Annotated in this window: 21 protein-coding genes; 5 read left to right on the forward strand and 16 right to left on the reverse strand. The window is 47.8% G+C overall.

Going from position 1 to position 18,882, the window contains the following annotated elements; translation table 11 throughout:
• Positions 1-128: 128 nt before the first annotated feature.
• The 9 genes from AC4EHJ_RS10230 to gnd form a co-directional block, all read right to left on the reverse strand.
• Positions 129-758, reverse strand: a complete 630-nt coding sequence (locus tag AC4EHJ_RS10230; protein WP_490975456.1) for a nitroreductase family protein — start codon at positions 756-758, stop codon at positions 129-131.
• Positions 759-913: 155 nt separating this feature from the next.
• Complete coding sequence (locus AC4EHJ_RS10235; protein WP_490975457.1) at positions 914-1,834, reverse strand: DMT family transporter; 921 nt, start codon at positions 1,832-1,834, stop codon at positions 914-916.
• 130 nt (positions 1,835-1,964) lie between these two features.
• Positions 1,965-2,369, reverse strand: a complete 405-nt coding sequence (locus tag AC4EHJ_RS10240) for a GNAT family N-acetyltransferase (RefSeq protein ID WP_490975458.1) — start codon at positions 2,367-2,369, stop codon at positions 1,965-1,967.
• Between the two features lie 6 nt (positions 2,370-2,375).
• Positions 2,376-2,990 (reverse strand): Type 1 glutamine amidotransferase-like domain-containing protein, encoded by a 615-nt coding sequence (locus tag AC4EHJ_RS10245; protein WP_490975459.1) that lies wholly within the window; start codon positions 2,988-2,990, stop codon positions 2,376-2,378.
• Positions 2,991-3,010: 20 nt separating this feature from the next.
• Positions 3,011-3,331 (reverse strand): hypothetical protein, encoded by a 321-nt coding sequence (locus tag AC4EHJ_RS10250; protein WP_490975460.1) that lies wholly within the window; start codon positions 3,329-3,331, stop codon positions 3,011-3,013.
• A gap of 260 nt (positions 3,332-3,591) precedes the next feature.
• Complete coding sequence (locus tag AC4EHJ_RS10255) at positions 3,592-4,998, reverse strand: GGDEF domain-containing protein (protein WP_490975461.1); 1,407 nt, start codon at positions 4,996-4,998, stop codon at positions 3,592-3,594.
• A gap of 202 nt (positions 4,999-5,200) precedes the next feature.
• Positions 5,201-6,745 (reverse strand): gluconokinase, encoded by a 1,545-nt coding sequence (gene gntK, locus AC4EHJ_RS10260; RefSeq protein WP_490975462.1) that lies wholly within the window; start codon positions 6,743-6,745, stop codon positions 5,201-5,203.
• A 702-nt stretch (positions 6,746-7,447) separates the two neighbouring features.
• Positions 7,448-8,788: a GntT/GntP/DsdX family permease gene (locus AC4EHJ_RS10265; RefSeq protein ID WP_490975463.1), complete on the reverse strand. Its 1,341-nt coding sequence runs from the start codon at positions 8,786-8,788 to the stop codon at positions 7,448-7,450.
• A 40-nt stretch (positions 8,789-8,828) separates the two neighbouring features.
• The gene (gene gnd, locus AC4EHJ_RS10270; RefSeq protein WP_490975464.1) at positions 8,829-9,713 is read right to left on the reverse strand and encodes a phosphogluconate dehydrogenase (NAD(+)-dependent, decarboxylating); all 885 of its coding nucleotides are present in this window, start codon (positions 9,711-9,713) and stop codon (positions 8,829-8,831) included.
• A gap of 127 nt (positions 9,714-9,840) precedes the next feature.
• On the opposite strand from gnd, the gene AC4EHJ_RS10275 reads away from it, so the two are divergent.
• The gene (locus AC4EHJ_RS10275) at positions 9,841-10,692 is read left to right on the forward strand and encodes a MurR/RpiR family transcriptional regulator (protein ID WP_490975465.1); all 852 of its coding nucleotides are present in this window, start codon (positions 9,841-9,843) and stop codon (positions 10,690-10,692) included.
• A 61-nt stretch (positions 10,693-10,753) separates the two neighbouring features.
• Here AC4EHJ_RS10275 and AC4EHJ_RS10280 read toward each other — a convergent pair whose 3' ends face one another.
• Positions 10,754-11,122, reverse strand: a complete 369-nt coding sequence (locus AC4EHJ_RS10280) for a winged helix-turn-helix transcriptional regulator (RefSeq protein WP_490975466.1) — start codon at positions 11,120-11,122, stop codon at positions 10,754-10,756.
• Positions 11,123-11,260: 138 nt separating this feature from the next.
• Between AC4EHJ_RS10280 and AC4EHJ_RS10285 the strand changes: the two genes are divergently transcribed.
• Complete coding sequence (locus AC4EHJ_RS10285; RefSeq protein WP_490975467.1) at positions 11,261-12,478, forward strand: MFS transporter; 1,218 nt, start codon at positions 11,261-11,263, stop codon at positions 12,476-12,478.
• A 67-nt stretch (positions 12,479-12,545) separates the two neighbouring features.
• Here AC4EHJ_RS10285 and AC4EHJ_RS10290 read toward each other — a convergent pair whose 3' ends face one another.
• Complete coding sequence (locus AC4EHJ_RS10290) at positions 12,546-12,758, reverse strand: helix-hairpin-helix domain-containing protein (protein WP_490975468.1); 213 nt, start codon at positions 12,756-12,758, stop codon at positions 12,546-12,548.
• Positions 12,759-12,772: 14 nt separating this feature from the next.
• On the reverse strand, positions 12,773-13,195 hold the full coding sequence (locus AC4EHJ_RS10295) for an SRPBCC family protein (RefSeq protein ID WP_490975469.1): 423 nt from the start codon (positions 13,193-13,195) through the stop codon (positions 12,773-12,775).
• A gap of 183 nt (positions 13,196-13,378) precedes the next feature.
• Between AC4EHJ_RS10295 and AC4EHJ_RS10300 the strand changes: the two genes are divergently transcribed.
• Positions 13,379-13,927 (forward strand): alpha/beta hydrolase, encoded by a 549-nt coding sequence (locus tag AC4EHJ_RS10300; RefSeq protein ID WP_490975470.1) that lies wholly within the window; start codon positions 13,379-13,381, stop codon positions 13,925-13,927.
• 126 nt (positions 13,928-14,053) lie between these two features.
• Here AC4EHJ_RS10300 and AC4EHJ_RS10305 read toward each other — a convergent pair whose 3' ends face one another.
• Positions 14,054-14,623, reverse strand: a complete 570-nt coding sequence (locus tag AC4EHJ_RS10305; protein WP_490975471.1) for a GNAT family N-acetyltransferase — start codon at positions 14,621-14,623, stop codon at positions 14,054-14,056.
• Between the two features lie 16 nt (positions 14,624-14,639).
• Positions 14,640-15,446 (reverse strand): PP2C family serine/threonine-protein phosphatase, encoded by an 807-nt coding sequence (locus AC4EHJ_RS10310; protein WP_490975472.1) that lies wholly within the window; start codon positions 15,444-15,446, stop codon positions 14,640-14,642.
• A 198-nt stretch (positions 15,447-15,644) separates the two neighbouring features.
• Between AC4EHJ_RS10310 and AC4EHJ_RS10315 the strand changes: the two genes are divergently transcribed.
• The gene (locus AC4EHJ_RS10315) at positions 15,645-16,079 is read left to right on the forward strand and encodes a MarR family winged helix-turn-helix transcriptional regulator (protein ID WP_490975473.1); all 435 of its coding nucleotides are present in this window, start codon (positions 15,645-15,647) and stop codon (positions 16,077-16,079) included.
• Positions 16,076-17,275 carry an MFS transporter gene (locus tag AC4EHJ_RS10320; protein WP_490975474.1) on the forward strand — a complete coding sequence of 400 codons (1,200 nt, stop codon included), beginning with the start codon at positions 16,076-16,078 and terminating at the stop codon, positions 17,273-17,275. The genes AC4EHJ_RS10315 and AC4EHJ_RS10320 overlap by 4 nt, the downstream gene beginning before the upstream one ends.
• Before the next feature lie 47 nt (positions 17,276-17,322).
• On the opposite strand, the gene AC4EHJ_RS10325 is transcribed toward AC4EHJ_RS10320, so the two are convergent.
• Positions 17,323-17,739: a cupin domain-containing protein gene (locus AC4EHJ_RS10325; RefSeq protein WP_490975475.1), complete on the reverse strand. Its 417-nt coding sequence runs from the start codon at positions 17,737-17,739 to the stop codon at positions 17,323-17,325.
• Positions 17,740-17,818: 79 nt separating this feature from the next.
• Positions 17,819-18,868 carry an NAD(P)/FAD-dependent oxidoreductase gene (locus AC4EHJ_RS10330; protein WP_490975476.1) on the reverse strand — a complete coding sequence of 350 codons (1,050 nt, stop codon included), beginning with the start codon at positions 18,866-18,868 and terminating at the stop codon, positions 17,819-17,821.
• Positions 18,869-18,882: the final 14 nt, after the last annotated feature.

An 18,882-nucleotide genomic window follows, 5' to 3' on the forward strand; every position in this document is an offset into this window, starting at 1 on the left:
TTCTCCTATTCCATTTCGCCGTAGAGGCCCGGCACTCCTGCCTTTTCAACTCAAAACACTGCCTGCCCTCGGAAAACGCAAAAAAAATAGACCGCCGAGAGTTTCTCGACGGCCTGAAAACCAAAATTCTAGATGAAGCGCACAACGTCTTCCAGTGGCAGCCGGGAAGTTCCAAAAGCTGGAGCCGCTGCTTTGCCGATGGCAATCAAGACAATCGGGAAAAGATGTTCCGGCAGGCTGAAATGTTCGGCAAACTTCACTTTGTCGAATCCGCCCATCGGAATCGTGTCATATCCGCGTTCTTTGGCAAGCAGCATCAGCTGCATCGACACAAGGCCTGCATCATAAGAAGCGATATTCATGCGTGCTTCGACCGGGGCATTCGGATAAACCTTGTACGTATTGGCAATCGTGCGTTCTTTGATCGCTTCGTCGATATGGCCTTCCTCGACATTTTGTGTATAGATTTTTTCAACATTCTTGTACGCGTCAATGTTGCCGAGTACCGCAATAATCGCCGAAGAATCTTCGACCTGCGCTTGGTTATTGGCAATGGCACGCAGCTCTTTTTTTACTTCCTGGTCTTGGATAACGATAAAATTCCATGCTTGCAAGTTGCTCGATGAAGGAGCGCTCGTCGCCATGGTCAATAGCTCCTCGATTTCCTCTGTCGATATTTTGAAGCTAGGGTCGTAAACGCGCACTGATTTTCTTTCTTTCATTACCTTATATAGGGATGATTCTGCAGCAATTGCCATCGTGTAGCCTCCTTGTAATTCACTTACTTTTAGTAAGTAGATAAATATAACTTACCACCCTTTTGAAGCAGCGTCAACGAACCTGCTCGGCCTATAGAAATGTCGGTGGATTAGGCGTTCCACGTGAAACAAAAATACCGCTCCTTGGGAACGGTTTAATGCTGGCTTTTCGATGATCTGATTTTCATGCGCCATAGCTCTTCCGCCGCACCTGAACCTAATAACACGCCAAAAACGATGACGACAAAGCCGATCAGATGATAGCCTGTAATGGTTTCACCCAAGAATGCAGCCGAACCAAGAAGCGCGAAAAAAGTGTTTAAATTAATGAAGATAGCGGCTTTTGAAGGCCCCACTTTCCCGAGAACGTGGTTATAGAGCATATGCCCAATTGCCGTCGCAATGATTCCAGAACCAAAGAGCATCAGCCAAAACGTGGCATCCATGTCCGCGAAGGCGCGCCATTCGCCTGGTTCCATCACCAAGCTGATCAGGAAAATCCCCGCGGAGCCGATGATGAACATATACGCCGTCAACAAACGGGGATCCAGTGTTCGTGATGCCTTGCTGATGACCATGAAGCTCATCACTTGTGCCACCATAGCGAGCAATATGTATAAATCTCCAGCAGAAGCTGTGCTTGCCTGCGCGTTGCCTGCCAGTACAGTGGCAGCGACTCCGATAAAGCCCAGGACGAATCCGAGCCATTGCCATTTTGTTGGCGTCAGCCGCAGCAGCAGCAAACTCAAGACTGCTGTCATGATCGGGCTCGAGCCAATGATCAAACCTGAGTTCGTTCCGCTCGTCAGTGAAATTCCTACGGAAATCAGGTAATGATGGATAACGACATTGAGCAGCGCTCCCACTGCGATGAACGGCCATTCCGCTTTCGTCGGCTTTCGGACAAGCTTGAAAACCGAAAGAATCGCAAAGACCATGACCCCTGCAAGGAAAATGCGCAGCGACGTCATCGTCACCGGCCCCATCTGCGCCGTCAGGTATTTCATGACCGGCACATTCATACCCCAGGCGAACATCACTGCCACCAGGATCATATATAATTTAAAATGGCTCATACTTATTCCCCATCCATGTTCCGCCAACTGCGCTTTTCTGAATTATACCCCCTTTTCAGACAAAATAAAAACGGAGCGGAATGGGAGGATTCCCCTTTTCCGTCCGTCTGTTGAGCTTACATAGACCCTGTTATTCATTGAACGTTTTACGAAAGCCGTAAAATGGGCGGTAGCCATGCGCTTGGTAATAGCTTTGCGACGTGCTGCTTGCCAGCATTTCCAGGCGCGTCTCCGGATAAAGCGCGTGGACATGCGCTAATAATGCTTTGCCAAGGCCTTCACCTCGGCGATTCTCAGCAATCAGCAATTCACAGATATACAGCGTGATGAATTGGTCTGTCAGCCCGCGCATGCAGCCAATAATTTCTCCTTGCTGTACTGCAACGAACGCCACATTCGAATGCTGCCATGCAGCTTTCACGATGTCCGGCTTCGATGCAAGGTTTGTCCATCCTTCCGATTCGTTCATGCGCTGGATAGCCGGAAAGTCGCTGTCTTTAAAAACTCGGATAAAAATACTTTCAGTTGTTTCCACAAATAATCACCTTTCTATCAACAGGACATCGCTGTCAGTCAGCCGCTGTACTTGCAGATTATGTACCGCTTCGAATTCAGCAATCCGCTGTTCCACCGTTTTACCGGCACTGTCGGGAAATTTATCTTCCCGGCCGTAATGCGGGAAAATGGGTTTTGGAAAAATGCCCAATGCCTTTAAGTCTTTTAAGTTCACGGTATTCATCGATGGTGTAAAGCTATTGACGATTTCGATGTGGGGACCGAAAATCATGGCTCCGGCGCTGACTCCTATGAAAATGGCGTCGCGTCCCATCAGTTCTTCAATGACCCCCTCCGCTGCGCTTTCTTTTAACTCGCGCAGCAAGCGGAACGGATTGCCTCCGCATATGTAAAACACATCGTATCCCAATAAATTTCGGGCATCTTCAAATTCAATGTCCAGGAAATCCACCGTCATAAGACCCATCTCCAGAAAATCTTCTTTTGTTTTTACGGCAAATGGATTTTTTTCCTTTTTCGAAGAAGCAGTCGTGATAATGGCTGCTTTTAGAGCAGCAATCCGGCCGTCAACAAGCTGCAGAAAATCATCTTTTACTGATTCTGTAAAAAAACCTTTTGAAGTTAAAAAGATATGCGCCATCTGCCTCAGCCTTTCCCAGATTAATGTATTTCTGCTTCCGTGAATGGTTCATCAAGCTCTGTTGTTTGCTTCGGCTTGGCTGCGAAAATATGCAGCCCCATGCTGACGAGCGCCAGCAAAATCCCTGCCCCGAACAAGATGCTGCCAAAAACAACAAAAACAAGCGTATTGGTTTCCATGATCAATTGATAAGTTTCTCCATCGCCGACGCTGTCGTACTGGCGGTTCAACCATCCACTCGCGCGCGCCTGGCCGAAAGCTGTACTGGATAGACTCAGAATGATGCCAGCAACGACTAAAAATGCTGCTGTCCACCACATTGCATACAAACGCCTGTCCATTTTCTTTTCCCCTCTCGATAAAGCTGATGTCCGCTACAAGGAAGCCAGCAGAAAAGTCCTCTCAAAAAGCCGGCATCAAAGCCGGCTCTATTCTTTCACACAACAACACTTGCTTGTATCTTGCTTATCGCGATCAACTCTCTTCATATTAGCAGAAGCTTTCTCTAAATTAAATATGTTTTCTGATAAATTGAAGAGAAAGAAAACATCACGCTGAGTTAGAGACGTGATGTAATGGTAAATGACGCGGCATTCTGCCTTTACGCAAGGACAATCTGATTTTTTCCATTCTGCTTTGCTTTGTATAGGCAAGTATCCGCCATGTGGAATAACTCTTTAAAGCTCTTGACCTTGCCATTCAAGTTATCAGAGATGCCGATGCTGATGGTTAGCGGCCTAGTTGCCGACTCGCCCTCAAATTCAATGGCACCCAACGCCTCCTGGAGTTGCATTGCCTTTTTCTCGCCGATTTCCAGCGAACCTCCTTGGATCAAGATGACGAATTCATCCCCTCCATAGCGGCCGATCAAATCTTCTTCCCGGAACACTTTTGAGCAGGCTTGGCTGACCAATTTGATGGCCTCATCTCCGAATAGATGGCCATTGCTGTCATTGATGGATTTGAAATCGTCAATGTCGAAAGCAAGGCACAATATTTTTTCATGTGCCGCGGCCGCTTGCTTGAGCCATTTGTTTGTGGTTATTTCTATGTAGCTGCGGTTATACAACCCTGTCAGATAATCCGTATTGGCTTTTCGTTCGTACTCGACGATATTGTGCTTGATATCAAGCTTTAACGCGGCAAGCGCCAACTCACTGTGATGGACTTCGTTGAGCAATTGGATATATTGCTTCTGAACAGCGTAGCCCAATTGGATATCTTCCATCAATTCGCATAAACGGCAGCGCTCTTTTTCAATGCTTTGCAGTAATTGCATGTCTTTATAGCTTTCTGCCGACTCTTTTGCGGAAGTGTATGCCGCAAAAGCTTCTTTATAACGCTTCTGTTCAGCGTACCAAGCGCCTTGGATACTGAAGCATTGCGATTTTTCCGGCATATAATCATCAAGCATCGGGTCATTCAATAATTCATCGAGCCCTTCGCCGGAATCCTTGAAATTTCCTAAGCCGATTTGGGCTTTGATGACGTTCATCTTAATCCTCATCCAGCGAATCGGCTTTAATGCTCCGCTCTGTTCAGCATAATCCAGCGCTTTGTTGGCAGCTTCTAATGCTTCTGCAAACCGCTGTTCCATCAAGTAAACATGACTCATATTGCCATACGCCACAGGGATGAGCTTATGCTTTTGTAATTGTTGGCCGGTCCGGATGGTTTTCCGCAAAGTTTCTTTTGCCCGTGGGTAGTCTTTAGTGTATTCATATAAGAGAAACAGCACATGATATAAATTTAAATGATCCGACTCGTCGCCTTGGTCGTCGCATACTTCCCTATAGGACTCAATACACCTAAAGGCTTCTTCGATATCGCCAATGAAATAATACGATGCGGCTATATTTAAGTAAGCCGCCAGCATGGCCTTCGAATCGCCGCTCCTCTTTGCCTGTTCCAGTAAAATATAACCTTTTTCAATGGTTTCACGGTATTTCCCTTCAGCCCTTTTGTCGGATACTTCCCGTTTTAAGAGCTCTAAGCTGCTATTCGGCATAGCCCACACTTCCTATCTAAATTAAAAAAGAGTAGTTATTTTTATCTATTTTAGTTTTTTCTTTAGTTTACCTTGAAAAGACATTTTATTAAAGTAGTTTATTGAAGTTTAATGGAAAAATTATTCCAGATAAAAGTTCAGAAAAACCCGCAGCCAGGACAAGGCTGCGGGTTTTATGATAGAAGATTCGTGTTAAAGGCCATCAGTGTATGTGTTTGCGCTGGAAATCTGAGATGCTTTCGTATTCATCTTTCAAAAGCCGCGACAAGCGGATGTAAATCGGCAAGAGTTCGCGGTAAATCGCAGACGCTTCCGGGTCTGGAGAATGGGTATGCGTTTCTCCGATCATGTCAGACACAATGCTGAAATCTTCAATCTCGCCGATTGCGTACATGCCAAGGACGATCGCCCCAAGACAAGAGCTTTCAAAGCTTTCTGGGATAATGACGGGCTTGTCGAAAACATCTGCCATGAGCTGGCGCCACATTTCAGAGCGTGCAAAGCCGCCCGATGCCTGGATGCGCGCCGGCTCTCCTGTCAGTTCTTCGACAGCGAGCAGCACCGTATAGAGATTAAAGACGATTCCTTCGAGCACCGCTCGGATCATATGCTGTTTTTTGTGGTGGATGCTCAATCCGAAGAACGAGCCGCGGGCATTGGCATCCCACAAGGGAGCACGCTCCCCTGTCAGATATGGCAGGAACAGCAAGCCATCAGCACCTGTATTAACATTTGAAGCGATATTCGTCAGGACGTCGTACGGATCGATGCCGAGGCGTTTCGCCGTTTCCGTCTCAGAAGTTGCGAATTCATCCCGCAGCCAGCGCAGGACGATTCCGCCATTATTGACCGGACCGCCAACGACCCAATGGTCTTCTGTCAAGACGTAGCAGAATGTCCGTCCTTTTGGATCCGTTTTCGGCACCGGCGAAACCGTGCGGATGGCACCGCTCGTGCCGATTGTCACTGCAATGACACCCGGTTCAATGGCATTGACGCCGAGATTCGACAGCACGCCGTCGCTGGCACCGATGACGAAAGGTACATTTTGGCGAATGCCCATGAACGTTGCGTATTCCGGAGAAAGCCCAGTCTGCACATGGGTGGTCGGCACTGGACGGGAGAGTTTTTCAGTGGTAATGCCGGCGACGCCGAGCGCCCCCTCATCCCAATCAAGATTCTGCAGGTTGAACAAGCCGGTTGCAGAAGCAAGTGAATGGTCGATGATGTATTCGCCGAACAGTTTATGAAAGACATATTCTTTGATGCCGATGAATTTTTCGGCCCCTTCGAATATCGCAGGTTCCTCCGATTTTAGCCACACGAGCTTCGACAGCGGCGACATGGCATGGATTGGCGTTCCGGTGCGCAAGTAAATCTCATGGCCATCCATTTCTTCTTTGATTTTTTTGGCATACTGCGCGCTCCTGGTATCTGCCCAGGTAATGCTCTGCGTCAGCAATTCGCCGTTCTTGCCGATGGCGATCAGACTGTGCATCGCTGCACTGAACGATACCAGCGCCAGCGATTGCGCGGGGATTGCGCTTTTGCGCAGCGTCTCCCGCACAGATGTCAGGACCGCGCGGAAAATCTCTTCCGGGTCCTGTTCCGCCACCAGCTGATTCGGGGTATGAAGCGGATAAAGGACTGTCTCACATTCCACAACCGTGCCTTTTTTATCGAACAGCACGGCTTTCGTCGATGTCGTTCCAATATCTACACCCAAATAATACGATTGATCAGGCATGCTAGCCCTCCTTTAGATACAAGAAAAAGAAAAAGGAGTTGGTCCTTTTTCTTTTCAGGTTGTTGAGAAATTCTCGTAAGCTCTTTTCATTTCGCTTCCGGCGGACGCGTTCCGCGGGCCTGGCTTCAGTCTCCTCGTCGCTAACGCTCCTGCGGGGCCTTCAGCTCAGGTCGCTTCGCTGCTCCCGCTGGAGTCGCCGCCTTCCGCTTCATTCAAAGTTCTCTCTTAATAACAAAACATTTCTTTTTCGAAGTACTTTAAAGATACATTTTTTTCAGTTGTTACTGTACTCCAGATATGAAGCAAAACAGCGGAGAAAAACGTACTGCTCCTGTCTCTGTCCCTGCAACGCTTCGCTAGCTTCGGGACATGAAAAACCGTTGCATCGCTGCGCTAGCTTCGAGACATTAAAGTGCGTTGCAGTGCTGCGCACTTCGTCGCAAAGACTTGCCCTCGCAGGCTTCGGGTAAGTCTTGCCTGCGGGGCAGCGCAGCGACGAGACAGCCGAGACCCCGCAAGGAGCGAAGCGAGTGAGGAGGCTTGGCGCCCGCCCGCGGCAAAAAACATGTGCTCCTGCAGCACTTCGTGCTTCGTCGCGAAGGTACCTCCCCAATTCTTGGGTCGATACCTTCGCAGCTGTTTTGCGGAATATCGGTATCATCTATCTTACCATTTAAGTATAATTTAGCTTTTCCCGTTTTATTAGATAAAGAAGCTGATTATCAAGACTACGGTGAATCCTGTTAGGCCGATGATGGTTTCCATGACCGTCCAGGATCTTAAGGTGTCTTTGACGTCCATGCCGAAGTAGCGGTTGACCAGCCAGAAGCCGGAGTCGTTGACGTGTGAAAGTACGGTTGCCCCTGAAGCTATGGCGATAACGATCAGGCCGAGCGCCGGCCCTGTCATGCCGACCATTTCAAGCAGCGGTGTGATCAGGCCAGCGGCTGTTACCATGGCAACAGTTGCAGAACCTTGTGCTACGCGGACAGCTGCCGCGATCAGGAACGCCAGGACGATTGGCGGCAATGCCGAGTCGCCCATCATGTCGCCCAATACTTCACCGACGCCAGAGTCGATCAACACCTGCTTGAAGACACCGCCGGCGCCTGTAACAAGGATGATGATTCCGGCAGGTTCAAGCGATTTCGTCGCAATGTCCTGTACTTCTTGGCGCGAATAGCCGCGTTTTGTGCCCAATAAGTAGAATGTCAACAACGTAGCGATTGTCAAAGCAACGAACGGATGTCCAAGAAAGACGAAGATGTCCCGGACGATATTGCCTTCTTCAAGCAGCACTGATGATACTGTGTTCAACAAGATCAATACAAGCGGGATAAGAATCAATGATGTGATCATGCCGAAGCTTGGAAGATCCTTATCGTATTCGCGTTCTTCGATTTCCATATAATCTGGAATTTCAAGGTGGATCTTTTTGCCGATGTAGCGGCCGAATATAGGTCCCGCCAAGATCATGGCTGGAATCCCTGCAATTGTACCAAATAAGATGACCCATCCGAGTTCAGCGTTCACCAGTTGAGCGACCGCAATCGGCCCTGGTGTTGGAGGGATGAAACTATGTGTAACAGCAAGACCTGCTAAAAGCGGAATCCCGTAATGCAAGAGCGATTTGCCTGTTTTGCGGGCCAAACCATAGACGATCGGCACTAAAATGATGAAACCGACATCGAAGAATACCGGAATGGCAACGATGAAGCCGGTGATGCCAAGCGCCCATTGCGCTTTATCTTCACCGAATTTGTTGATCATCGTAGCAGCCAAACGTTCTGCTCCGCCAGATACTTCAAGCATTTTTCCGAACATCGCGCCGAGTCCGACGACGACAGCGACAAAGCCTAATGTGCCGCCCATCCCGTTTTGAATGGACGTGATAACTTCACCCAGCGGCATGCCAGCGGCGATACCTACCAGTAAACTGACGAGCAAAAGTGCTACGAATGCGTGCAATTTCGTGCGGATAACCAAAAACAATAATAGAAAAATACCGGCTAGCGCCACCATGATCAATGTTGAACCTGACATTTCGTTTCCCCCTTAATGTACATCCTCAAATAATTTTATGTTATTTCTTTTCGACCGCGTGCCCGCCGAATTCATTGCGCAATGCTGCCACGACTTTTCCCGTAAACGTATCGTCTTCAAGCGAACGGTAGCGCATCATCAATGACAATGTGATGACCGGTGCGGGAACATTCAGGTCCAGCGCAGTTTCCACTGTCCATTTCCCTTCGCCGGATGAATTCATGACGCCGCGGATGCCTTCTAATTTCTCGTCTTTCGAGAAAGCGTTTTGCGTAAGCCCCATGAGGTAAGAACGAATAATGGAACCATTGTTCCAAACGCCTGCCACTTTTTCGTAGTCAAAGTCGAATTTGCTTTTGTTCAGGATTTCGAATCCTTCTGCAATCGACTGCATCATGCCATACTCGATGCCGTTGTGGACCATTTTCAGGAAATGCCCGCTTCCCGCTTCACCTGTGTAAAGATAGCCATCTTCCACTGAAATACCTTGGAATAACGGTTCGATGTCTTTGAATTTCTCGGCATCGCCTCCGATCATCGAACAAATGCCGTGGCGCGCACCTTCTGTTCCGCCGCTTGTGCCACAGTCAAACAAGAAAATTCCTTCTGCTTTCAATTCTTCCGCGCGTCGAACACTGTCTTTGTAATTCGAGTTTCCGCCGTCAATAATCGAATCGCCTGTATCCAGCAATCCGGCCACTTCCGCCATCACCGATTCCGTGATTTCCCCAGCTGGCACCATCAGCCAAACCGTCCGCGGCGCTGAAAGCTTGCCGACCAATTCTTTTATCGAGGAAACTTTAGTGAAACCGCTTTCTTCAATTACCGCATGGCTGTCATAGCCGACGACTTCGTGGCCATGGTCTGCTAAGTTCAAGGCAAGGTTCAAGCCCATCTTGCCAAGTCCAATAACTCCGATTTGCATAATAAAACCTCCTGATTAAAAAAGAATATTTTTCCGTATTTATTTTATTGTATCAAATATTTTTCCGTAAGCAACATGTTATTCTATAATAAAGAGAAATAATGGATAGAGAAATGAGGGGCGCATTATGAGAGAGCAGCTATTTGCGCTGGCAGCCATCCGCGGAAGCTACCAGCGGTTCAGTGATAAAGAGAAGAAAATCGCCGATTATGTTTTGAACGACCCAAAAAACATCATTCATCTGACGATCAATCAGATTGCTGATGAACTCGGCCTTGCGGAATCGACCATTTTCCGTTTCTGCCAGCGCATCGGCTTTAAAGGCTTTCAGGCTTTTAAAATTTCGCTCGCAGCCGAAGTTGTAGCGCCCCTGAAAGACATCCACGAACAAATCGAAGAAGGCGACAGCGTGCGGAGCGTCACCGAAAAAGTGTTCCGCTCCAATATCAATACGCTCGAAGAAACGCTGCAGATTGTTGATGCAGCCGCCATGGAACGCGCTGTACTTGCCATCATGAAAGCCCGCAAAACCGAGTTTTTCGGCAGCGGCGGCTCTGCGATGATTGCCATGGACGGCTATCACAAGTTCATCCGCCTCGGGCTGCTCGTATCGATGAACTTGGATTCCCATATGCAGTTGATGGCAGCGTCGCAATTACTAAAAGGCGATGTGGCCATCGTCATTTCGCATTCCGGTTCTACGACCGATGTGCTTGATATTTTGCGCGTGCTGAAAGAAAAAGGCGTCACGATCATTTGTGTAACGAATTTTGCCAAATCACCGCTTTCAAAGGATGCCGATATCGCCCTTTATACCATTTCAGAGGAAACCGACTTCCGTTCAGAAGCCCTCTCTTCCCGCATCGCCCAGCTCAGCTTGATCGATGCCCTTTATACGAACTTGATGATCGCCCGCGGAGACGAAGGCAAAAGCGCTTTGCAGGATATGCGCCAAGCGATGTCGCAGAAGCGGTTATAAGAAAAAGAGCCAGTTCCCCAAATTATGGGGACTGGCTCTTTTTCAGTAGTGTGTATAACGGTTATTTCAAATGATCGTTCAGGATGCCTTCTTCTAAAACTTCGAATTTATCGCCGTAGACTCTTTCAATATGCATCTCGCCCCAATTGCACAGTGAATCCAGAATTCCCTGCAGGCTCCAGCCGTACTCGCTCAATTCGTATTCGACTTTCGGCGGCACTTGGTTATAGACAATGCGGTTGATGACCCCATCCGCCTCCAGCTCGCGCAATTGCTGTGTCAGCATTTTTTGCGTGATGTTCGGCATCAGACGGCGCAATTCGCTCGTCCGTTTGGTGCCGTGCGTCAAATGGCAGAGAATCACCGTTTTCCATTTGCCTCCGATCACTTCCAATGTCGCTTCCACCGAGATATTGTACTTCTTCGCCATATCGATCCGTCCTCCCATAGGCACTAAAAAGTATCTATAGCACTTTAAAGTACGTACTTCCTTTTATAAACTCCATATCTCATAATAACATTTATCGAACAAAATGGATCGATATTAAATTTATTGGAGGAGAAAAAAATGTCTTTAAATAAAAGAAGAAGTAATTTCGCGCTATTGGCGTTAGCCCTTAGTGCATTCGCAATCGGCACGACTGAATTTATCAGTGTCGGCTTGCTGCCGATGATCGCTGCTGATTTGGGTATCTCTGTCACCACTGCCGGCTTGACGGTTTCCTTATATGCACTTGGTGTAATGGTTGGTGCACCGGTGCTGACCTCTATGACATCGAACATGCCTCGGAAAACCTTGCTGCTGTGGATCATGGTCGTCTTTATCATCGGAAATCTTATTGCCGCAACTGCTTCGACTGTCACTGTTCTTTTAGCTGCCCGGGTCGTTTCCGCTTTGGCGCACGGCGTCTTCATGGCCATCGGCGCAACGATTGCGGCGGATCTTGTGCCGGAAAACAAGAGAGCCAGCGCTATCGCCTTAATGTTCACTGGCTTGACGGTAGCCACCGTCACCGGCGTTCCCTTCGGCACTTTCCTTGGCCAGCAATTCGGCTGGCGCTTCGCATTCATGGCCATTGTCGTTATCGGAATCATCGCGTTTATCGGCAACAGCCTGCTGGTTCCATCTGATTTGAAGAAAGCGGCGCGCACCACATTCCGTGACCAGGCCAAACTGGTGACGAATGGCCGGCTGTTGCTGGTATTTGCCATCACCGCTCTTGGCTATGGCGGAACATTCGTCGTCTTCACGTACCTGTCCCCGTTGCTTCAGGAAGTCACGGGCTTTAAAGCGGGCACGGTGACGCTTATTCTGCTGGGCTACGGCATCGCGATTGCTGCCGGCAATACCATCGGCGGCAAGCTCGCAAACCGCAATCCGATCAAAGCGTTGTTTTACATGTTCCTGATCCAGGCCGTCATTTTGCTGGTACTGTCATTTACAGCACCATTCAAAATTGCCGGCTTGATAACAATCCTATTAATGGGCTTGTTCGCGTTCATGAATGTTCCCGGTCTGCAGGTTTATGCGGTCATGCTTGCTGAACGCTACGTGCCAAGCGCTGTAGACACGGCTTCCGCCATCAATATTGCTGCGTTCAATGCAGGAATTGCCATCGGTGCTGTAATCGGAGGTATGGTGGCAGATTCGATTGGCCTTATCCATACTTCCTGGGTAGGTGCAATCATGGTCTTTGGCGCAGTGCTGCTGAGTGCATGGAGCCGCGTGCTTGAACACAAAGCACAGCCGAAGCAAACGGCGTTCCAGGAATCGGCAATAAACTAAGCCACATTATAGAAGAAAGCCATTCCGAAATCACTTGATTTCGGAATGGCTTTTTATGTGGGCTGTTTTAGGATTTAAAACCCAAACCCTGTTCTGCAAGAGTTTGGCGCAGTATGCTCAATGCTTTCGGGCCAAAGCCATGCAAGTCGAGCAAATCCTGCTCTTTGGCTGAAGCCAGGTCCTGCAGCCGGTGATAGCCTGCAGCCAAAAGCGCACGCTGCGCCGGTTTGCCGATGCTTCTAGGAAAATCATGTTCCTCTTCTAAAGGTTTTTTCTCCATTGGAATCGCTCCTCTTATTTGACGAGTGCTGCCCGTAAATTGACGCCGTATTCCAGATAAGCTTTTAAGCACGTTAAGGCGTAAACCCATCCTTCTTTATTGTCGACCAGTTCAGCTATAAATTGGGGTGCCGATTCATCGAACCCCTCTTCAGTGACTTCAATGATTGTGGAAGAGGGCGATTCTTCAATTAGTGTAATGGTGACCAGATGCTGAGATTCATCCTGAAAAACAATTTTTCGATCAGGATCCATATCTAAAACATCGATTTTTCCTTCAGCATCGTATTCTTCATATCGCAAAATGATGGTCCTGCCAGGTTGCCACCGTTCAGAACTTGAGGAAAACCAGAAGTTTCCGATTTTCTCGGGATCTGCAAATGCTTCAAATACATCATGAGCAGGTTTAGCTATTTTCATTTTGGTCTTATTCATCATGCAATTCACTCCTGTCAATAAAGTCATGGCCTCTTTAGTTACCTGTATTTTATCAGGATTAGAAGTGGAAAGGGATGTTTGAAAAGCGAAATAACGGAGAAATATAAAGTGAAAACATCTTAGCGCTAGACTTTTCTTGTTCTCAGCAAAGGGACTATGGTGACACTAAAGGAGGCGGCTTCCATGAAGCAGGTTTTATTCATCCACAGTGCCGGCCCTCAAGGGGAAAAACAAGGAAGTACAGGATTGCTGCAGTCCTTGGAGGGCGAGCTGGGATCAGCTTTTCAGGTAATTGCTCCAAAAATGCCGGATCCGGAAGACCCCCAGTACCCGGAATGGCAGAAAAAGTTGAAAGAATCGATTGCTTCTTTGGAAGATGGAGCAGTACTGGTGGGCCATTCAATAGGCGGATCGGCTTTGTTGAAGTTTCTGGCAGAAGAAGAACACGGAAAGACGTTTGCCAAGCTCATTACGATTGCAGCACCTTTTTGGGGGATCGATGAAGATTGGGAATTGGAGGACTTTAAGTTGGCAGATGACTTTGCTTCCCGATATTCACGTTTTCCTGATGTGGTTCTTTTTCACAGCATTGGCGACGAAATCGTACCTTTCAAGCATTTGGAAAAATACATGGAAAGTTTGCCGAGAGCGATAGTGAGGCAGCTCCCGGGAAGCGACCATGGTTTTCAGGATGGGCTCCCAGAAGCGGCGGAAGAAATTCGAATAAGGTAAACAGAACAATTCACTTGAATAAAAGTTGTCCTCCATCCAGCCCAAAAAATTTGATTTTTAAAACAAACCGGCAATGGAAAATGCTGCTTCTTTCCTTGCCGGTTTTCATTCGAAACCCTGGGTTTATCATTGGGATGCTAAAAATTCACTTCGCAGTATGGAATACATCGCCAAATCAACAAATTCATCCCTTAATTTAAAGTGTTGACGGGCCACGCCTTCGAAAGACATGCCTATTTTTTCTAAAACGCTGCGTGACTGGCAATTACCCAACAGTATGGAAGCTTCAACCTTGTTGAGCTCCATATTGTTAAAACCGAAAGCCATCAAAGCTTTTGCAGCTTCCGGCATATAACCCATCCCCCAATACTGACGCGATAATGCATAGGCAATTTCTGCCCTTCCATGCTTCGGCAGCCACTTAATGAAATCGATGGTGCCAATCATTTCGCCTGTGGCCTTCAGTTCAATTGCCCATGTCAATTTTCGCTGCCCTTCATAACCTGCTAAAATGAACCCGATGAATTCCTTCGTTTCTTTTATTGTTTTGTGCGCTTCCCACGGCATGAAACGGGAAACAGCCGGTTCGCAAGCATAGTTAAACATGTCTTCCGCGTCTTGCATCATCAGTTTGCGGAGAATTAGCCTTTCCGTTTCCATAGTCGGCATTGTTTTATAAATCTCTTCTATTTCCATCTTCGTTTACCGCCTTTCATTGATCGCTGGCCATCGCAGCCGGTTCAAAGACCGTTATTTCCCAGGAAATAATTGTCGTACTGTCTCGCACGCCATGTTCCTGTATCTTCTTTAGCATCAATTCAACGCCGACTTTCCCGGTCTTTGCCTCATATATACTTGCCGGCTCCCTAAAAACTCCGCCTGGACATTCGACCAGCCCATCTGTCGTCAAGAACACGCGATTTACACCTTGCCGCAACTCTCTCGTTCCAGCAGAGTAACATGGGATCGGTTGATCAAACGTATTTACCTCGCCAATCCACTCATAAAACTGGCGTTGGTTGAGCTGATATTGCCCAAGAGCCTTTAGTTCCGGATGGAATAAATACATAAGGCAGTCTCCTACCGAAAACCACCAGACGTATTTCCCTTTGCGCACCACAATCAGACAAGCGGTCTCCCCGTGCACATTCCGGCAAGCTTGTAAGAACGCTTCCTGTTGGAACATTTCCAAAACCATGTGCTCCAAGTTCCTGAAAAAATCGCCGCTGACTGCTTGCGCTAGCAGCAGCTTCACTTCTTGTTCATGCGTTTCGACTTGCTCCAGAACGGCCTCTGCACTTTCCGCTGTATTATGGGCATCCAGCAGCATCACGAATTCCCAGTCTTCGGTTCTATCTTTCCAAACAAGGCATGCATCTTCGTTTTTATATTGCCCTGCTGACGAGTTGCCGCCGAAACGGCCAACCACCAAGCCATTTATGTCCTGGACGTCCAGACGATCCACAAAATTGCTTTCACTGCCGACCCAACGGAACCCCGAATCGATTTTATCCATCATACTGAACCCCCTTTCTAATTTAATAAAGTATAATTGAATCTTCTATAAATTGGAACATATTTCCTTATCATTCTTTTCTTTTTTCATTACTCATTTATCAGTACAAAACTATGGACAATCCTATTTTTTTGCTTTATCATCTAATAGTTACCTTAGCTAACCATTAGCTTCCCGAATTAATAATCAAGGAGGCATAACATGAAATCTTCTCAGGAATTTTTCCAGCAGTTTATGCTGTTGTACCGATCATTTGAGCACCATTTGAACGATGTACTGGGCAATTACGGGTTATATCGTGCACAATGGTCGATTCTTCATTATCTTGCCAATAACGGATCGGCCACTTTAGTCGAACTCGCCCAATATTTGCGCGTTGAAAAACCGACGATCACTCGCACGATAAACCGCTTGGAGAAAGTCGGCTATCTATCGCTCGTCCCCGGTAAAGACCGCCGGGAAAAACGGGTCGAAATGAGCGAGTCGGGAGCCGCATTATATATAGAAGTGCGAAAAGCGGTAGATTTGCTCGAAGAGGAAATCCTCTACGGCATCCCGGAACCCCAGCAACAGCAGACCACAAGCATCATGAAAGGGATACGCCATCAACTAACCAGTAAGGAGCATACAAATTGAACAAAAATAGAGCCCCTTTATGGACGAAGGATTTTATCCTCACGTCGTCCGTCAACTTTTTTCTCGTCTTTGTCTTTTATTTATTAATGGTGACCATTGCCGTCTACGCGGTCCAAGAATTCAATGCTTCCAATAGCGAGGCTGGCCTCGTCACCGGTATATTCATTATTGGTGTATTAACCGGAAGGATTTTCATGGGGCGTGCAATCGACCGCATCGGCCGCAAGAAAACGATGGTTCTCGGACTCGTCCTGTTCACTTTGACAACGCTCTTCTATTTCTTGGACTTTGGGCTTCCATTCCTTATGTCCACTCGTTTTCTGCACGGCGTAACACTGGGAATCGCCAGCACCGCTGCGGGCACCATTATTGCTCAAATCATCCCGATGTCGAGAAAGGGCGAAGGAATCGGCTATTTCAGCCTCAGCACGACGCTTGCCACCGCCATTGGCCCATTTATCGGGCTTTATATGTCACAGAATTCGACATTTGATATGATTTTTACGCTTTGCCTTATCTTCGGAGCAATCAGCTTGCTTATTTCCTGTCTGGTTACAGTGCCACCGATTGAAGCACCACCGAACATTAACGAAACGAAAGGGTTCAAGATTTCCGATTATGTCGAGCCAAAAGCGGTTCCGATTGCGTTAATCACGTTTATCGCTGGATTCTGCTACGCCAGCGTGCTGTCTTTTATCAGCTTTTACGCCGACTTCCGGGAGCTCGTCGAAGCGGCAACGTTCTTCTTTCTCGTCTACTCCATCGCGATCCTGCTTTCACGGCCATTCACTGGCCGCTTGATGGATGTCAAAGGCGCCAATTTTGTTATGTATCCCGCCATCATCATCTTTGCAGCCGGCCTTCTGCTATTGAGCACAGCCCAAACCAGCTTCACTTTTCTGCTGGCAGGCTTCTTGATCGGACTTGGCTTCGGCAATATCCAATCTACCACCCAGGCAGTAGCGGTAAAACTGACGCCGTCACATCGCATGGGGCTAGCAACATCGACGTTCTTCATCTTTATGGACGCCGGACTCGGCTTCGGGCCTTACCTTCTCGGTTTTATCATTTCGGTTACAGGCTTTAGCCAGCTGTATGCGATTCTGAGCGCCGTCGCAGCTGCTATTCTGGTATTGTATTATCTTCTGCACGGAAGAAAAGAACACCGCGCTAACCGCGCTGCTGCAACTGCATGAAAAAAGGGCACCCTCAGATTGAGGATGCCCTTTTGCTATTCCTTATTCTATTCTTCTTCCGCTTCTGCAGCTTCCGCTTCGGCTTTTGTCTTGTGGATAGTGCCGGCTTCATGCTCAGGCGGTGCGTAGATTGAATAAATCTTCAACGGCTCATCACCGGTATTCGTTACGTTGTGGTATTTTCCAGCTGGAATCATGATTGCATAATCATCTTCGGCATTTTCTTCGAACGTCAGATTGTCTTCACTGTCGCCCATCTGCACGAAGCCTTTGCCGTCTTCAATGCGCAGGAATTGGTCGCCTTCGTGTTTTTCCAACCCGATGTCGTCTCCCGGTTCCACGCTCATCACTGTCACTTGCAGGTTTTCACCCGTCCAGATCGTTGTGCGGAAATTGCTGTTTTCTTTTGTAGCGTCTTCGATATTCAATACATATGGTTCTTTTCCATGATCTTTAAAATCCATTTAAAGTTCCTCCTTTGAATTTTCCTCGACATTTGTAATATACCTTCAAATGTCCCCATTCAAACAAGAGGTTTCTGAATCAGGTGATCAATTGCTTTACCAATTCCTTATTGCGTTCTTTGAATACTTCATTATGTGAAGACACCATGGCAAAGCCGTTGGCGTCTGGCTGTATAAATTGCTTTGCTTTGTTCACTGCGTTTGCGGCGTCTTGGAAAGTGCCCGCAATCAGATTCAGCTTGCCTGGATGCTGCAGGATATCACCCGCAGCAAAAAGCCCAGGCACCGTGGATTCGCTGTTCGCATTGCCTGAGATATAATAGCCGTCGGCAATATCGATTGGCAAGTCGCTTGCTTCGAGCAATGTCGCGTCCCGCTCATAGCCGTGGTTGATGATGATTTCATCAACAGGTTCGAGATGCGCTTCTCCCGTCAATTGATGGGTCAATTCGACCGACTCTACTACATCGCGCTCATCTGACGCGATAAGTTTCGTAATTGCTGTATTAAGGAAGCAATGGACTTTGCTGTTCATCAGCTGGGAAACTTGTGCTTCGTGCCCCGCCAATTCCCCTTTGCGGTAAGTTACCATGACTTTGCCGGCAATCGGTTCCAGCTCGTTTGCCCAGTCGATGGCTGAATTGCCGCCTCCTGAAATCATCACTGTTTTGCCTTTAAAGCGTTCTATCGACTTCACCGTATAATTCAGGTTCGATACTTCAAAGCGATCAGCGCCTTCGATTTCCAGCTTTTGCGGGTTCAGGATGCCGCCCCCTACTGCCACGATAACCGTTTTCGACAGATGCACCTGCCCTGAAGAGCCTGCAAGTTCAAAATGGCCCTCCTGGTTCCGCTCGATTTTTTCGATTTTTTCATTGAGAACGACTTCAGGCTTGAATGTCAGGCCTTGTGCCACCAATTGCGCAATTAGCTTTTCACCTTGGATCGGCGTCTGGCCCCCGACGTCCCAAATCATTTTTTCTGGATAGACATGGAGTTTTCCGCCAAGCTGCGGCTGGAACTCAATCAGTTTTACCTTCATTTCCCGAAGTCCGCTGTAGAATGCCGAATAAAGCCCCGCCGGTCCACCTCCGATGATTGTGACGTCGAATATCTCTGCATTAACCATTTTGACACACCTGC

Source organism: Planococcus sp. TJ-301, assembly GCF_058268475.1.

Coding starts and splice junctions, on each gene's coding strand:
- AC4EHJ_RS10325 (WP_490975475.1), bottom strand. CDS start 17,739: ATGGATTTTAAAGATCATGGAAAAGAACCATATGTATTGAATATCGAA.
- AC4EHJ_RS10300 (WP_490975470.1), top strand. CDS start 13,379: ATGAAGCAGGTTTTATTCATCCACAGTGCCGGCCCTCAAGGGGAAAAA.
- AC4EHJ_RS10295 (WP_490975469.1), bottom strand. CDS start 13,195: ATGATGAATAAGACCAAAATGAAAATAGCTAAACCTGCTCATGATGTA.
- gnd (WP_490975464.1), bottom strand. CDS start 9,713: ATGCAAATCGGAGTTATTGGACTTGGCAAGATGGGCTTGAACCTTGCC.
- AC4EHJ_RS10230 (WP_490975456.1), bottom strand. CDS start 758: ATGGCAATTGCTGCAGAATCATCCCTATATAAGGTAATGAAAGAAAGA.
- AC4EHJ_RS10250 (WP_490975460.1), bottom strand. CDS start 3,331: ATGGACAGGCGTTTGTATGCAATGTGGTGGACAGCAGCATTTTTAGTC.
- AC4EHJ_RS10275 (WP_490975465.1), top strand. CDS start 9,841: ATGAGAGAGCAGCTATTTGCGCTGGCAGCCATCCGCGGAAGCTACCAG.
- gntK (WP_490975462.1), bottom strand. CDS start 6,745: ATGCCTGATCAATCGTATTATTTGGGTGTAGATATTGGAACGACATCG.
- AC4EHJ_RS10280 (WP_490975466.1), bottom strand. CDS start 11,122: ATGGCGAAGAAGTACAATATCTCGGTGGAAGCGACATTGGAAGTGATC.
- AC4EHJ_RS10245 (WP_490975459.1), bottom strand. CDS start 2,990: ATGGCGCATATCTTTTTAACTTCAAAAGGTTTTTTTACAGAATCAGTA.
- AC4EHJ_RS10235 (WP_490975457.1), bottom strand. CDS start 1,834: ATGAGCCATTTTAAATTATATATGATCCTGGTGGCAGTGATGTTCGCC.
- AC4EHJ_RS10310 (WP_490975472.1), bottom strand. CDS start 15,446: ATGATGGATAAAATCGATTCGGGGTTCCGTTGGGTCGGCAGTGAAAGC.
- AC4EHJ_RS10290 (WP_490975468.1), bottom strand. CDS start 12,758: ATGGAGAAAAAACCTTTAGAAGAGGAACATGATTTTCCTAGAAGCATC.
- AC4EHJ_RS10330 (WP_490975476.1), bottom strand. CDS start 18,868: ATGGTTAATGCAGAGATATTCGACGTCACAATCATCGGAGGTGGACCG.
- AC4EHJ_RS10305 (WP_490975471.1), bottom strand. CDS start 14,623: ATGGAAATAGAAGAGATTTATAAAACAATGCCGACTATGGAAACGGAA.
- AC4EHJ_RS10315 (WP_490975473.1), top strand. CDS start 15,645: ATGAAATCTTCTCAGGAATTTTTCCAGCAGTTTATGCTGTTGTACCGA.
- AC4EHJ_RS10265 (WP_490975463.1), bottom strand. CDS start 8,788: ATGTCAGGTTCAACATTGATCATGGTGGCGCTAGCCGGTATTTTTCTA.
- AC4EHJ_RS10285 (WP_490975467.1), top strand. CDS start 11,261: ATGTCTTTAAATAAAAGAAGAAGTAATTTCGCGCTATTGGCGTTAGCC.
- AC4EHJ_RS10255 (WP_490975461.1), bottom strand. CDS start 4,998: ATGCCGAATAGCAGCTTAGAGCTCTTAAAACGGGAAGTATCCGACAAA.